The 14649-nt window shown below is 37.4% G+C and carries 15 protein-coding genes; 6 read left to right on the plus strand and 9 right to left on the minus strand.

The features are described 5' to 3' along the window. Positions 1–387: 387 nt before the first annotated feature. Both PQ479_RS05270 and PQ479_RS05275 read left to right on the plus strand, forming a co-directional pair. Entirely contained in the window at positions 388–954 is a 567-nt protein-coding gene (locus PQ479_RS05270) for a GNAT family N-acetyltransferase (RefSeq protein WP_047988700.1), read from the plus strand. Between the two features lie 183 nt (positions 955–1137). Beyond that, a complete protein-coding gene (locus PQ479_RS05275) occupies positions 1138–1467 on the plus strand; it encodes a hypothetical protein (protein WP_047988699.1) in 330 nt (109 codons plus the stop codon). A 93-nt stretch (positions 1468–1560) separates the two neighbouring features. Here the strand turns inward: PQ479_RS05275 and PQ479_RS05280 are convergent, their stop codons facing one another. The 5 genes from PQ479_RS05280 to ddlA form a co-directional block, all read right to left on the minus strand. Next, positions 1561–1764 (minus strand): zinc ribbon domain-containing protein, encoded by a 204-nt coding sequence (locus PQ479_RS05280; RefSeq protein WP_047988698.1) that lies wholly within the window; start codon positions 1762–1764, stop codon positions 1561–1563. An 87-nt stretch (positions 1765–1851) separates the two neighbouring features. After that, the gene (locus PQ479_RS05285) at positions 1852–2316 is read right to left on the minus strand and encodes an NUDIX domain-containing protein (protein ID WP_337957084.1); all 465 of its coding nucleotides are present in this window, start codon (positions 2314–2316) and stop codon (positions 1852–1854) included. A 21-nt stretch (positions 2317–2337) separates the two neighbouring features. Further along, complete coding sequence (locus tag PQ479_RS05290; protein ID WP_053070390.1) at positions 2338–3684, minus strand: amidohydrolase family protein; 1347 nt, start codon at positions 3682–3684, stop codon at positions 2338–2340. A 208-nt stretch (positions 3685–3892) separates the two neighbouring features. Continuing rightward, a complete protein-coding gene (locus PQ479_RS05295) occupies positions 3893–4309 on the minus strand; it encodes an NUDIX hydrolase (RefSeq protein ID WP_047988697.1) in 417 nt (138 codons plus the stop codon). A gap of 50 nt (positions 4310–4359) precedes the next feature. After that, positions 4360–5472, minus strand: coding sequence for a D-alanine--D-alanine ligase (gene ddlA, locus PQ479_RS05300; RefSeq protein WP_047988696.1), 1113 nt, complete (start codon positions 5470–5472; stop codon positions 4360–4362). A 930-nt stretch (positions 5473–6402) separates the two neighbouring features. On the opposite strand from ddlA, the gene PQ479_RS05305 reads away from it, so the two are divergent. Together PQ479_RS05305 and PQ479_RS05310 are read left to right on the plus strand one after the other, a co-directional pair. Then, the gene (locus PQ479_RS05305) at positions 6403–7167 is read left to right on the plus strand and encodes a class I SAM-dependent methyltransferase (RefSeq protein WP_047988693.1); all 765 of its coding nucleotides are present in this window, start codon (positions 6403–6405) and stop codon (positions 7165–7167) included. A gap of 159 nt (positions 7168–7326) precedes the next feature. Then, on the plus strand, positions 7327–8031 hold the full coding sequence (locus tag PQ479_RS05310; protein ID WP_047988692.1) for a Type 1 glutamine amidotransferase-like domain-containing protein: 705 nt from the start codon (positions 7327–7329) through the stop codon (positions 8029–8031). A 165-nt stretch (positions 8032–8196) separates the two neighbouring features. Here PQ479_RS05310 and PQ479_RS05315 read toward each other — a convergent pair whose 3' ends face one another. Next, positions 8197–10209, minus strand: coding sequence for a methyl-accepting chemotaxis protein (locus PQ479_RS05315; protein WP_083991234.1), 2013 nt, complete (start codon positions 10207–10209; stop codon positions 8197–8199). 288 nt (positions 10210–10497) lie between these two features. Here PQ479_RS05315 and PQ479_RS05320 point away from each other — a divergent pair, with 288 nt between their 5' ends. Beyond that, positions 10498–11355 carry a GAF domain-containing protein gene (locus PQ479_RS05320; RefSeq protein WP_047988691.1) on the plus strand — a complete coding sequence of 286 codons (858 nt, stop codon included), beginning with the start codon at positions 10498–10500 and terminating at the stop codon, positions 11353–11355. Positions 11356–11500: 145 nt separating this feature from the next. On the opposite strand, the gene PQ479_RS05325 is transcribed toward PQ479_RS05320, so the two are convergent. After that, positions 11501–12220 carry a class I SAM-dependent methyltransferase gene (locus PQ479_RS05325; protein WP_047989536.1) on the minus strand — a complete coding sequence of 240 codons (720 nt, stop codon included), beginning with the start codon at positions 12218–12220 and terminating at the stop codon, positions 11501–11503. A gap of 417 nt (positions 12221–12637) precedes the next feature. On the opposite strand from PQ479_RS05325, the gene PQ479_RS05330 reads away from it, so the two are divergent. After that, positions 12638–13396, plus strand: coding sequence for a class I SAM-dependent methyltransferase (locus PQ479_RS05330; RefSeq protein WP_273716800.1), 759 nt, complete (start codon positions 12638–12640; stop codon positions 13394–13396). Positions 13397–13494: 98 nt separating this feature from the next. Here PQ479_RS05330 and PQ479_RS21880 read toward each other — a convergent pair whose 3' ends face one another. Together PQ479_RS21880 and PQ479_RS05335 are read right to left on the minus strand one after the other, a co-directional pair. Next, positions 13495–13578, minus strand: coding sequence for a histidine phosphatase family protein (locus tag PQ479_RS21880; protein WP_083991233.1), 84 nt, complete (start codon positions 13576–13578; stop codon positions 13495–13497). 18 nt (positions 13579–13596) lie between these two features. Further along, entirely contained in the window at positions 13597–14328 is a 732-nt protein-coding gene (locus PQ479_RS05335) for a class I SAM-dependent methyltransferase (protein WP_047988689.1), read from the minus strand. Between the last annotated feature and the right edge of the window lie 321 nt (positions 14329–14649).

Below are 14649 nucleotides of genomic sequence, written 5' to 3' on the forward strand. Positions count from 1 at the left end.
CCGAGCTTTAGTCGACAGGTTCTTGACCTTTTTTCGCCCTGTTCATGTCGATGCACAGCCTCAGTCGACAGGTTCTTTCTCTTTTTCCGTCCTGATCATGCCGACACGAGGTATTAGTCAACGGATTTCGCTCACCCAGAACCTCTAAATACATTACATACAAAACCCAGATGGCGAAGCACGGTTCACTTCGCCACCAGCAAAGATTATAGTAGTGGTGACTTTTTAAACAGTTGGCCCGTTTACAACTCCATCACCACTAAGAGTCGAACGACCAAAAAGGGAACGATTTCCTGCTAAGGTCATTGCAAGATGAATGACCAGGTAACTTCAAGGCACAACCTATCGCTCCTAAAATACACTTTCACACAAAAAGGAGACCATACCATGAAACAAATTGAAAATGAAGTTGTTCAACTTATCCCGATTCAAATCGAACACCTAGAGGAACTCGCACTTGCCGCCAATGACCCAAAAATTTGGGAGCATATGTCGGTTACTCTTCTAAGCATTGAAGCCGTCAAAGCTTATATTAATGACGCACACAAACGATATGGAGAAGACTTTGCCTTCGTCATCATTAATCAAGCAACCCAGACAATCATTGGTGCCACTTGGTTACTTGATTACTCTAAATCACATCAAAGAGTGGAAATCGGATCAACCTGGCTGAATCCTACTTATTGGCGTTCTGCAATCAACACCAATTGCAAACTGGTTTTATTATCCTACTGCTTTGAAGACCTTCAAGTAAATCGAGTTCAAATCAAAACAGGACACGAAAACCTACGCTCTCAAAAAGCCATTGAACGAATTGGTGCTACTAAAGAAGGTGTATTACGCAATCATATGATTCGAAAGGAAGGAACGATTCGCCATACCGTGATGTACAGTATCACAAAAGAAGAATGGCCAGAAGTAAAGCAGCATATCCAAACCCTACTAAGCAATTAATAACTAACACACAACCTTCCTCCTATCAGGAAAGCCTGTATGCATATTTTGTCTAAAATGATATTATTTTGTATTGCATGACATAAAATGGTGTTTATCCATTACATTTGTAGGGTATTAGTCAAAAAGGATAAGCATCCTACATATCATTGTAAAAGAAAAACTACATAGGAGGAAGAACAATTGAAAACTTTAGAAATTAAACGCTTTAACATTGGAAGTGTCATCAAAAGTACTTTATACCTTTATTTCATTCCGATTATTTTATTTGTGATTGTTGGTTTGTTTATTTTTCTAATCACGATGATTGAGGAACCAGCAATGGGGATGGGCTTATTATTAGGAGGCTTAATTGGTATTGTCTTTTACTCCGCCATTTACTTCGGTATCATCGCCCTAATCGTACTTATATACAATTGGCTTGCAGGTAAATTTGGTGGTTTAACATTTACAGTGGAAGAAAAACAAGACGAATATACAGATTACAATCGTGAAGCAAAAGAATACCGATAAATTGAAAAAACTGCTGTGAACCTTTTAAAGGCTAGCAGCAGTTTTTTGATTTTACACACTTCTTCATCAAACCAATTTCTAAGATTACTCCGCTTAACCAAAAAACAAATCAATCACATTCGAAGCAGTCGATGTTTCCTTATTATAAAACTCTGAGTAACCGCAGCTTTTACAAAAAACAACAAGGAAACGGTTATGTTGGATATCCATAAACCTCGATAGACCCGCACCCGTCATCGCCACATCCTTCGTTCCAACCTCTCTTCCGCCACATTTCATACAACCTGACTTCTCCATCCCCATCACCTTTTATCATTAGATTATTCTTTTGTCATGTCTCGATATCTTATATTCGTTGTATGATTAAAATTGGTTTCACTTTTTCTAATTAACATCGCCTAAATAAAGAGGATAAGATAATCCAGCTACCGACGCTTGTAACGGCTGGATGAGAGCTTTAGGATAAATTCGATATTGCTCTAAATCATCGATTATTAACCATTCAACCCCGATTTGATCCGTGTCTGGCTGTGCAGGCTTGGAAACTTGCGTACGTAAAGAACAGCGAAAATAGGTTTCAACCTGATGAACATCATGGTCAAAATTGGAAAATTCATGATTAGCCCCAATATATTCACGCATAAACAAAACTTCGTGGACATCAACATCAAAACCGATTTCTTCTATACATTCCCTTCTCACTGTGTGCTTTGCCTCTTCTAGAAACTCCTGTCCTCCGCCCGGGAAGATATAGAAGTCCCCTTCCTGATCCGCACAATTAATGAATAATACTTGATTATTCTCTATTATTATTGCTTTCATTGAATTTCTTATTGCATGATCGGACAAGTTATTCTCTACTTTCTCTTTTTATTTGCTAATCTTATTTATCTGTTCTAGTGTCGTATCTTTGAAATGTTCAATAAATTGCTCATACTTCTCTTTATACTCTTCAGCACTGACTGTATACGACACTAGTTCATCTGGCTGGAACACTCGGCCACCTTTCACGATCAACGTAATCCCTTGTGTATGGCTTATGTTTTCTAATGGATGTTCACTCAAAATCACAAGATCCGCATAGGCACCCTCTTTAATTCGTCCTATATCCGTTCTATTTAAAGCATCGGCTGCTTTAATCGTGGCAGCTTGTAAAGCTTCTAACTCTGTAAAGCCAGCTTCAACAAAAAGCTCTAGCTCACGATGCAGAGCTAATCCAGGATATGTAAAAATACCAGCAGGCGTATCTGTTCCTGTTACAACCTTACCACCGATGTCATGATACATTTTCGCGATAACCTTATTCCATTGATGTGATTTACCTACTACCTTTAGCGACTCCTTATATCCCAAAAATGAGTTCCATTGTTGAAAAAGGCCTTCTAGTGTATTCAACTGTTCCATCAAAGGGTGCCGAGGTGCCCAGTAATTGTTTACTAGGTTCATTTGATCAATCAATGTCATCGTCGGACAAATGATCACACCTTCTTCTAACAGCGTATGTAATATCGGAAGTAAGGCCTCCCTATCAGGCTCCTCCCAATCAATTTGATCCCATATTTCTTTTGCCGCACTTGTATGCCAATCAGGATACAGAGCTTGGATAATACCAGAAGCATGTTCATTCCATTTGACACCGAATCTTGCCGCGTCAACAGCATTGACCTTTCGAGAGTGGTTTAAATCACAGCTGACTTCTTTACCAAGTTTTCTTGCTTCATCAGCGACTGAAGCCATCACATCCGGGGAAAGCCAGCCATACACTTTAATAAAATCTGCACCTATTTCTACTTGTCTCCTTACTTCAAAACGTGCGATTTCTGGGTTATCGATATTAACATTAAATGGTGTCGTCTCCCCCCATAAACCAGGTGGTCCATCAATCATCCGATCAGCAGAGATCACACGTGGAGTCGGATCATCGGCCTTTGCTTTTCTTAGACGCTCTAACTCCAAAACACTTCCAGCCGTATTCCGAACCGTCGTGACACCACTAGCAACAAAAAATGGAGCAAAAGTCTCTTTAATATGTACATGCATATCAATTAAGCCCGGTATCACATATTTCCCTGCTATATCCATGACTTGCTCAGCTTCTAAAACTCCTTCCTCATAAGAAATTTGTTCCACCTTATGACCATTAATAAGAATGTCACCTTTTTTTACCTCGCCACTTTCGACATTTATCACATAACCATTTATTAATAAAATCCGCACAAACTTTCCCCCTTTTTATATGACCGCCTATCATATCATAATCTTATTAATTTTCTAAAATATCAAGTAAAAAAAATTCCTCTATATTAAAAAGGCTTTTGCTTCGTTCATTTCATGGACAACGAGCATTTGCGTTTGCCACGATGTAGGTTTCATATAGAACAGAAGCCCGTTTATCTCAATCATTAGCTTGCTCATTTATGTGTGGTTATACAGTTATTCCACCATGAAACGTATAAGGAATTGATTCATTACGTAACCATAGAAATCCCTTTTGATAAAATGGAACTAGTCGGTTTGCTTCCTCAACACTTACCCAGCGAATCTCAGCTACGGTTTCAACATCGATGATTGCCGCTTTCCCTCCAATAATTAATGAAAGAAAAGTAAAAAAATGAACATGGATTTGATTAATAAATGCTTCATCGACACTGACAATCTCTCCCACTTCAATTTTATAGCCCGTCTCCTCCGTCATCTCTCTTTTAGCGGCTTCTTTTAACGTTTCTTTTTCTTCAACCCGACCTCCGGGTAATGACCAATCATCTCGTTTTTTATTTCGAACAATTAATACTTCATTTTTATCGTTAAAAACAAGGTTGTATACAACATCAATTCTTTTCATTTTATTCTCCTAAAGAAACTCCTAGGTTTCCACCTAAGAGTTGTGTTTTTTTATAAATGATCATTAATGGAGCTTTGCAACTTCTGATCTCGTTCGTGTCGTTCAATCGCTAGGTCAATTAATTTTTCGATCAATTGACTGTAACGAATACCGCTTTGCTCCCATAACTTCGGATACATACTTATTTTCGTAAAGCCTGGTAATGTATTAATCTCATTAATGATAATGCGATCATCTTCTGTTAAAAATACATCAACGCGTGCCAAGCCTTCGCAATTAAGGGCCTGATAGGCTTTTAAAGATGTTTCTTGAATTCTTTCAACTTGCTTTGTACTGAGCTTTGCAGGAATTTCAAGAATCGCCCCAGATTCGTCGATATACTTCGCATCATAAGAATAAAAGTCGCCCGTTGCAATAATTTCACCTGGAATCGAAGCAATCGGCTCATAATTCCCTAATACAGAGCACTCAATCTCACGCCCATCGATCGCTTCTTCAATCAAAATCTTTGTATCGAATTGAAACGCTTCAGCGACGGCTTTTTCAAATTGCTCTTTGTTTGTTGCTTTTGAAACTCCGACTGAAGAGCCTTGATTTGCAGGCTTAATAAAGACTGGTAACCCAAGTTCCTTCACTACATGTTCATAGTTAATTTGTTTTCTAGTTGCGATATTAAAAGCGAAACCCTTTGCAACACCTAACCCCGCATCACGTAATAGCCTTTTCGCAATATCTTTATCCATACTGATAGCAGATCCTAATACATTGGAACCTACAAAAGGAATATTGGCCATACGTAACATGCCTTGAATACTGCCATCCTCACCTAAGGTACCATGAATAATCGGGAAAATGACATCGAGCTGTTCCATGGCTTCTGTTTGATTTAAACTTATCAATTGATTTTTTTCTTCACCTGGAATAATGGATACACCTTCATTGGTTTTGTTTAAAGCGATTAATTTTGGGTCCTCTGCGTTGATGAGGAAATGGGAATCTTTATTTAAGTGCCAGCGTCCGCTTTTATCAATACCTAGTAAGACAACTTCGTACTTTGATTTATCAATAGCATCGACGATATTTTTAGCGGATTGTAAGGAAACCTCATGCTCTGCCGATTTACCACCAAAGACAATGCCTACTCTTAATTTTTTATTTGTCATAATCGTATGCTCCTTTTTTATGTAATTGCTATTTAATATTTACAACTAGCTTTAGTTTTGTATGAAAGTTAGTGCGAACATGGTGCGTTGCTCGCCGCTACCGAAAATCATGCTCCGAGACAACCTTGTGGCGCTGAGCTAACTGGCACAGCCAGTGGATCTCAGTCCGCCACTACGTCCAGCGGGATTCTCCACATATTTTCGTCCGCTAGGTTACTGTTATTCCTCAAGTTCAAAACCAACATACAACATTCTAAAAAAACAAAAACCATATTAAATGAAATGCCACTAGTCAGAAAGCAAACCTTTACTTTCATGTTTGTTGGTGGAGACTTTTTAAAACGTTGGCCCTTCATACAACTCCACCACCATTAGGAGTCGCACCACAATAAGGAAGCACTATCCTGTTAAGGCCGTCTATCGCATGATGGATGACCAGCTAACTTCAAGGCACAATCTATTGCCCCTTAAGTCCACTTTGATACAAAACGTCCTTGGCGGGTTGTCGCTCCGCCACCAACAAATATGAAAGTGGCGATTCACTCTTTAACTGATGGCTTTTCATTCCATAACGGTTTTGAGGATTCTCACACTTTGCCGTAGCCCTGCCACTTTTTAGGGGTGAGCTCGCAAGAGCTTTCCTAAAAAGATTCAGCGCACCGCACAACCAGCCACCACCAACAAAAAAGAGAGAGTAGTAATCAGGATTAGTATCTAAAATCTAAGTGTTTTTGGGCCGTTAGCCAAGCAAGCTTTGCTACTTCACGAATTTGCGTGAAGTTTTGAAAATCGTAAAGAACTTTCGCACAAAACAACAGCAGTTGCTTTCTTCTTTCTATCCATTCTATTGTACTATAAAATTTTCAATGGTATCATTATGTTTATTATAATTTTAAATTTTCTAACACTTAGGAAGGAACACACTTTTAAATGAACGATATTTTTAACACGAATTTTGAAAAGTATACAGACACTGACATGTATGATTTATTACACGAACCATCCAAACAAGAGCTTCCTATTTTGCTTCAGCATGCTCAAATCGAGGATCAAATCTTAGAGCTCGCTTGCGGGACAGGTCGCTTGACAATCCCTTTTGCTGAAAAAGGATATACGATTACTGGTGTTGATTTACATGAGGGTATGCTAAAAAAAGCACAACAAAAAGCACAACAAAAAGGACAACAAATTCCTTTCCATTTACAGGACTGTACACAGCTTTCATTAGCCAACCACTTTGACTTTATGTTTATGGTTGGTAATTCATTTCAGCACTTTTTGACTAATTCATCTCAGGATCAATTACTACATTCAGTTTCTTCACATTTACAAAAGGATGGCATGTTTATTTTTGATACGCGAAATCCTATATTAACCGAACTAAGTAAAGTGGATGAGTATGATATAAACTTCCAAGACTATCGTGGTTTTGATATCCAAGAGCAACATATTGAAACATATGAGGATGCCACACAAATATTACACTGTCATACGATGAGACATATATACGACAATGGCACCTTGATAGGTACTGAAAAGGATAAAATTTCATTACGATATACTTACCCTCTAGAGATGGAACGACTTTTACATTTTCATGGCTTCTCTATTAAAGAATGCTATGGGAGTTGGCAAGGTATCCCCATGTCTAATGAAACTCCGCAAATGATTTTTATCTGTCGGAAAGTTAAATAGTTGTGATTAGTACCCGAACCTTAAAATGTTTCTTAACCAAAAACATTTACAGATACTTGGCTCTCGAAATAAGTTTTGAAAATCTATGACCATTACAATTAAACTAAAAGCAATTAATAGATAGCCTAAAATACCAATACATTATAGGGAGGCATATACATGAACAAGCAAATCATTGCATTAGGTGGCGGAGGTTTCTCCATGGAACCAGAAAACCCACTCTTAGATGACTATATAATAAGGCATGCTAGAAGAGAAAATCCTAGCATCTGTTTTCTTCCGACAGCTAGTGGGGATTCGGCCGATTATATGAACCGATTTTACCAATCATTTAAAGCGAAAAACTGTGAGCCTACACATCTTTCCTTATTTAAACCGCCAACTAGAAATCTAAGGGAATTTGTTCTACAGCAAGATATTATTTATGTTGGTGGCGGTAATACCGTTAATCTTATCTTATTATGGAAACATTGGGGCTTAGACCAATACTTACACGAAGCATGGCAAGAAGGAACGCTCTTAGCAGGTCTTAGTGCTGGATCTATTTGTTGGTTTGAAGAGGGGATTACCGACTCCTATGGTGATGGGTTGGAACCTGTCAATGGACTAGGTTTTTTAAAAGGGAGTCATTCCCCTCATTATGATTGCGAACTCAATCGAAGACCCACCTTCCAAAAGTTCATTACAGAAGGGAAATTACAGGAGGGCATCGCTGCTGATGACGGTGTTGCCTTACATTACGTTGATGATCAATTACATACCATTGTGAAATCCAGAAAAAACGCCAATGCGTATCAGGTCCATATGCAGGGCGGTCAATTAAAAGAAGAAAAGTTAAGCAGTCATTATTTAGGCAAACCGTAACCATCCTATTACGAAAACTTCACTTTCACTCTCTCTATAAAGCTAACTACCTCACAGCTAAAACAGCCACAATTCCAGCTTTGATCACTGTAAAACCGTACAAAAAATCTCAATAAAAAAGCAAACATATATACTCGCATACATGTTTGCCCCTTTATTATTAAATTATAGCTTGAATCGATTTACTTGGTAATTCAATTCCTCAGCTAATTTGGATAGCTGTTCAGAGCTTTCTGAGACTTCTTCCATAGAACTGCTAACTTGCTGAGCTGATGCTGTAGTTTGTTCAACACCTGCCGCTGCTTCTTCAGAAATAGCAGCAATTTCTTCAATAGAACTATTCATCTCTTGGCTATCGGCTACCATTTCTGTCAAGTTATCTGAAATTCGATGAATGCTCCCCGCCATGTTTGAAATCTCTTGACTAATTTCATTAAACGTTAATCTAGTCGATTCTATTTGTTTGGTGCCTGATTTGACTTCCATATAGCCATCTTGCAATGATTCTGTTAGTACTTTTGATTCGGATTGAATACCGTTCACAATACCAGTAATATCTTGAACAGATACAGCCACTTGTTCAGCCAACTTCCTTACCTCTCCAGCTACTACGGTAAAACCTCTACCTTGTTCACCAGCTCTTGCAGCTTCAATGGCAGCATTTAGAGCTAATAAATTCGTCTGCTCAGCAATTTCACGAATAACGGAAACTAGCTGTGAAATATCCTGCGTCTGACCATCAAGACTTTTCATCTTTTCAACTGCTTGTTTAACGATGCCATTTATTGTATCCATCTGCCCCGATGATTTCTCCATATAATCAATGCCATTTGCTGTCATTTCTAAAACCTTTTTAGAATTGTGCTCTATAACATTTCCTTGTTCACTAGCTTCTTCAACACGTGACGTAAAAGTTGTCATCATAGAAGAAATTTCACTTGCACTCGTTGCTTGGGTTTCAGTACCAGAAGCAATTTCTTCCATCGTCACAGCAATTTGCTCTGTACCTTGTTTCACTTCATCCGTTGTTTGTGTTAGCTCCTCACTTTGGCTTGAAACAGACTCAGCAACTTCATTAATTTGCTTCAATAATATTTTCATATCTGCACTCATTTGATTAGTGGATGCCATAAGTTGACCAATCTCATTTTCAGATGAAATGGTTAATGGTTTATCTGTTAAGTCTCCGTTTGCAATGCGGGTCATTCTCGCCATAACCTGTTTTAATGGCTTAGTAATAATCGTAGCTAACCAAATTGCTAAAAGGCTACCCAATAAGACCATCGTAACGACTGAAATGAAAATGGGGGCAATAATTTCCTTTGCTTGTTCTTCGAAATCATCGATGTTTACTTCCCCTGCAATAATCCAGCCAGTTGTTTCATTCATAATAAATTCAATTATATGATTCCCTTCTTCTTCTACCCTACCTTGTTGCCCAAGTTGCATCATTTCAATAGCAAAAGTTTCATCGGAAGCATCTACACCAACAAGCTCAGAATTAGGATGTGCTACATAACGCCCAAACTGATCGAAAATAAACCCATAACCCGATTCACCAATGCGAAGTGTATCAACCATGTCAATAAGTGTACTTATCGTCACATCTAGTGCAATAACACCTAGTAATTCATTATTTTCATCATGAATTGTACGTGAAGACGTAATAACTGTCTCACCTGAACGAACATCTTGGTATGGCTCCGTCCACGTTACTTGCCCTGGTAGCTGAATAGCATTTCGATACCAGTCTCGTTCTTCAGCATTATAATTTTCTCCCATATCTTCATCCGGATATATAATGAAATCATCAGGAAAAGCTACAAACATATTCAAAATTGAAGGATTCGTTTCACTTATCTCTTCAAAATAGGTACGCAATTGCTCACTATTTTCAGTTTGAAAATCTAAGAGCCGATTATTATCAGACACTCGATCTAACGTATAATTTATATCAGCGAAGAACAAATCAAAAGATTGATTGATACTTCCCATCTGACTTTCCACATTTTCAACTAATGCATCTGTCGTATTTTTCACACTAAATGAATAACTGACAAATGATACGACCCCTGCCGTTATAATGATTAATAGAATTACCGGTATTAAAATTTGATTTCTAATCGAGTTAAAAAATATACCTTTTCTTTTTTGATGTTTATATTCTTTTTCTTCCATCCTACTATGTCCCCTCTACCTTTACATTTAAAGCAATGAATAACCTATAGATCCCAAATTGGTAAGTATATACTATTGATCGCTACCATAATTATCGGTAAAGAATAATATATTTTCATAGACGGGTCCATTCACATAATTTTCTTTTTATTTACCACTTCATAAAAATTGATAATCTTTACCACTACCCTAATCACTTGCCTTGTCTCACCGCACATCTCTCTCTATATTAAATCACCTTAAACATGATATGATAGAACTATTCGAAGTTGAAGGAGTAGCCTAAACATGTTAAAAATATTTGAGGGAAATCATGGGCATCAATCGTTAGTCGCGGTATCCGAACGTTTATTCCGATTAATGACAGAAAAATTGGACGTGAACACGGCATATATAGCCAAGAAAGATAAAAATGAGATGACTGTGATTAATTCTTATAATAAGAATGAAACCATTGTCCCTAACAACATCTCAGTCGACTACGACGAATCTAATTGCAAGCTCGTCTTAGAAAATGCAAAACAGATGCGAACATTTATGAATTTAATGGTCAACAAAGAGACTCGAGAAAGAAAGATTACAGAAGAACTACAAGTTAAAGCATTTATTGGGGTTTCATTAAACCGCACAGATGGTAATGAATTTGGCACTCTTTGTTTAATGGATAAGGATGAAAAAGAATTTACTGAGGAACAAATCGAATTTGTACAAATTATTGCCGACGTTTTATCATATGTTGTCGAACTTGATGACACGTATCAGGAAATTGAGCTATTAAGTGCTCCACTAATCCCTATTTCAAATGGATTAACCGTCTTATCGTTACAAGGAAATATTAATCAAAAGCGCGGCCATAAAATCATTGAAGATACACTTTCTTATGCGGTCAATCATAAAACTCGTTATTTCATCATTGACCTGTCAGAAATTCAACGAACGGATCAACAGTTTTCAACACTGCTAAATAAATTAGTATCGGCTTTGAAAATGATGGGTGTTGAAGTTATTTTCTCCGGGCTTCCCATTAACATTGTCAAATGTACAGAATCAAACTCCTTTTTACAAAATTTAGATGTTGAATATGTACGTAGCATCGGTGAGGCTTTTCAAAAGTTAGGGTATGAGTTAAGAAAAATGAACAGCTAATTATATGATTTTGACATAGCAACACTAAGTAAACCGTCTTTACAAATTACCCCGAATGATTAGGTCGAGATATTTACTTGGTGCTACGCTATGAACGAAAAACCTCAGTTGGCATATTAGCCCAATGAGGTTTTTATACGAAATTTTAATTAAGGTTGGCTTTGTTTTTTCGAAATAATGCAACTATAAAATCAGGTATCCCAAATTGATGATTAGGTTGCTCGATTACTTTCATTTTTCTAATTTCCACTTCATCAAAGGCAGAAAATACTTGCCTTAATTTTTCATCCGTATAACCTAGTCCACCATTAAGACTGAGTTTTCTATATACCTCCCAATCAGATAGTTCCGCTCCACCTAACTTTCCACCGGCAACAAAACAAGTGACCGCAAATAATCCATTAGGTTTTAACGCTGATTTTACTACATCTACATAACTCATCCTCCTATGTGGAGCAATGTGGTGAAAACACCCAGAATCATAGACCATATCGTACGCACCATCTTCTATATGTAAATCAAAGAGATTTTGCTGAATAAAATTCACCTTTACATTTTGCTTCTTCGCTCGTTCACCTGCCCATTTAATACTCTCTGCAGATAAATCAACAGCATCGACCTCACAACCATTTTTAGCAAAATAAATAGCATTCCTACCAGGTCCACATCCTAATTCTAAGACTTTTCCAGGGTTAAAAATAGCTTTCTCAAAATAGTCGACTAGATTTTCATCTGGTGATTCTGTAAAAAAAGGAACCCCCTTATTACGTTTAGAATAAAAATCATCCCAAAATTCAGTAGGTTCTCTCAATAAAGAGTCTAGCATTTTTAAAACATCATCATAACTATAAATAGCCTCATTCATTTGCCAAACTACCCCTTTCATACAATAAAATTCCTTACTTAATTATTGTACGAAATTTTACAAAAACCTTTGTTAAAGCACGATTAAAAATAGATTAATTTACACTAATTAAAAAACATATACAAACACCCGACAATACAGTTTAAACGACAATAAACCACCAAGCAAATAGAATAAACACAAAATTAGTACCCCTCTTCACAGATGACCTAAAACACCCACATAAACAATTTAGATGCGTATTAATAAACACAAGAATTAACATTACGGCATTAATTGTTACAATTATTACAACAATATTACAAACAGCTCTTCTTCCCAAAAAGAGGTTCACTTAATTTCTTCCTCTATATATTTTTAAAAATATTCCACCTATTCATGTTACACTAGGCATATGGCGATTAGGAGATGATCAAGATGACTGAGTGGAATCCGACTCTTTATGATAACAAACATACATTTGTATCTAATTTTGGCGATGACCTTGTTTCTTCACTAAAACCACAAAAAGGTGAAAAAATCTTAGATCTTGGATGCGGTACGGGGGACCTAGCCTATAAAATTTCCAAAAGCGGTGCAATTGTTTGGGGAATAGATGCTGCACATTCGATGATTGAGGCCGCAAAAGAAAAGTACCCTGAAATTCAATTCAGCGTACAAGATGGTCAACAACTGGAAAGTAAGGAGCACTTCCATGCTGTGTTTTCAAACGCTGCTCTTCACTGGATGAAAGACCAGCAAAAAGTGATTCAAAATTGCTATAACGCTCTCCTTCCTCATGGGCGTTTCATCGCCGAGTTAGGAGGTGCTCATAATATCGAAACCATTATCCATGCAATTGAGGAAGCATCCAACCATTTATCTATACCTTATGAGCCTTCTTTGTTCCCATGGGTATTTCCGACAAAGGAAGAAATGGAAGCTCATCTTTTAAAGGCAGGTTTTCGTATAATCTCCATTGAACATTATAATCGACCAACACCTTTAGATGGAGAAGAGGGCATTCACAACTGGCTCAAAATGTTCAGTAACAACCTGTTTATTCATATGACAAACAAAGAAAAAGAAGCCATTTATAAACAATGTGAAAATATTTTGCGTCCTAAGCTTTATAAAGAAAAAGAATGGGTAGCTGATTATTGGCGCCTTCGTTTTATTGCTGTAAAAGAAACATAACCAATGCTGAAGCCTGATGTATTTAACAAAAGGAGTATTTTTGATAATTACCATTATCCGAAGAGAAGATTAATATATTTTCATCTTCAGGAATTCCATTAAAAAATGCTCCTATCCCTCCTACCTTGCATCCTTCCTTGCAAATTCCAATCTGTTTCACCGTGCCTTACTACCACGATCATACTCCTCACCTCTCTGAATTATTTGATAGCTTTTATGAGCAAAAACATCGGTCTTCGCATTTCATCTTTCATTTCTTTATCATGCTCCATCGCTTCTAATGTCGGCTTCGACTCTTGAATTTCTTTAATCACAAACCCTACAGCTGTGAGTGTGTTGATATAGGTTGATAATGTTCGATGGTACTTTATTACGTTATTGGTCAGAAAAGAAGTCTCCCGCACACCTTCATCCTGATAACGATCGACAGGCCAATGCAATTTTTCACCATCCTCATTATAATACCAATCTTGATTAGGAAGTGCCGTAAATATAGGATGTTCGACAGATACAACAAACACACCACCATCTGTTAACATCTTCATCGCTTTTTGAACGAGAGCTTTTAAATCCTTCACATAGTGGATAGCTAGTGAACTAATTATGACATCAAAACATTCATTCGGAAAGTCAATTTCCTCGATCGATTGTTGCTTATACGTTAGTCTTTTATCCTTGACCAGACTTTGTGCCTGCTCTAGCATTTTTTGCGAGATATCCACACCGATAACCTGACTTGCTCCTTGCTCTAGTGCATATTGACAATGCCACCCAAAGCCACAACCTAAATCTAATACATGTTTATTCTCTAATGAAGGAATTAATTGCTTTAAAATATGCCACTCACCCGCTGCTTCTAACCCAAATTGTGACCGTGGCATCTCCTTATACAATCGGAAAAAATCATCATCGTCATATTTATTCTGCTTCATATCATCATTCCTCTCTTACTCTACAAATAAAGTTTATCATACAAAAACGCCCATGGCGGAGCCAAGTTCACTCCGCCACCAACAAAGATGAAAGTCAGAATCGCCTAACAATTAATTAAGGTTTGTGAAAATACTGAGGTCAAACCTTTGAGTAACTATACGAAAAAGCCTGAACGTGTCAGTTACTGGAGGGGTGGCGTGAGTAACTACACGAAAACGTCTGAACGTGTCAGTTACTGGAGGGAGTGCGTGCGTAACTACACGAAAACGCCTGAACGTGTCAGTTACTCGAAGGAAGAGCGTGCGTAACTACACGAAAAC

The organism is Alkalihalobacillus pseudalcaliphilus, from assembly GCF_028610675.1.
In the GTDB taxonomy this organism is placed as follows: Bacteria; Bacillota; Bacilli; order Bacillales; family Bacillaceae_D; genus Alkalihalobacillus; species Alkalihalobacillus pseudalcaliphilus.

Bases quoted from the DNA above. Each gene is read 5' to 3' on its own strand.
- PQ479_RS05270 (WP_047988700.1), top strand. From the start codon at position 388: ATGAAACAAATTGAAAATGAAGTTGTTCAACTTATCCCGATTCAAATC.
- PQ479_RS05280 (WP_047988698.1), bottom strand. From the start codon at position 1,764: ATGGAGAAGTCAGGTTGTATGAAATGTGGCGGAAGAGAGGTTGGAACG.
- PQ479_RS05295 (WP_047988697.1), bottom strand. From the start codon at position 4,309: ATGAAAAGAATTGATGTTGTATACAACCTTGTTTTTAACGATAAAAAT.
- ddlA (WP_047988696.1), bottom strand. From the start codon at position 5,472: ATGACAAATAAAAAATTAAGAGTAGGCATTGTCTTTGGTGGTAAATCG.
- PQ479_RS05305 (WP_047988693.1), top strand. From the start codon at position 6,403: ATGAACGATATTTTTAACACGAATTTTGAAAAGTATACAGACACTGAC.
- PQ479_RS05310 (WP_047988692.1), top strand. From the start codon at position 7,327: ATGAACAAGCAAATCATTGCATTAGGTGGCGGAGGTTTCTCCATGGAA.
- PQ479_RS05315 (WP_083991234.1), bottom strand. From the start codon at position 10,209: ATGGAAGAAAAAGAATATAAACATCAAAAAAGAAAAGGTATATTTTTT.
- PQ479_RS05320 (WP_047988691.1), top strand. From the start codon at position 10,498: ATGTTAAAAATATTTGAGGGAAATCATGGGCATCAATCGTTAGTCGCG.
- PQ479_RS05325 (WP_047989536.1), bottom strand. From the start codon at position 12,220: ATGAATGAGGCTATTTATAGTTATGATGATGTTTTAAAAATGCTAGAC.
- PQ479_RS05330 (WP_273716800.1), top strand. From the start codon at position 12,638: ATGACTGAGTGGAATCCGACTCTTTATGATAACAAACATACATTTGTA.
- PQ479_RS21880 (WP_083991233.1), bottom strand. From the start codon at position 13,578: ATGATCGTGGTAGTAAGGCACGGTGAAACAGATTGGAATTTGCAAGGA.
- PQ479_RS05335 (WP_047988689.1), bottom strand. From the start codon at position 14,328: ATGAAGCAGAATAAATATGACGATGATGATTTTTTCCGATTGTATAAG.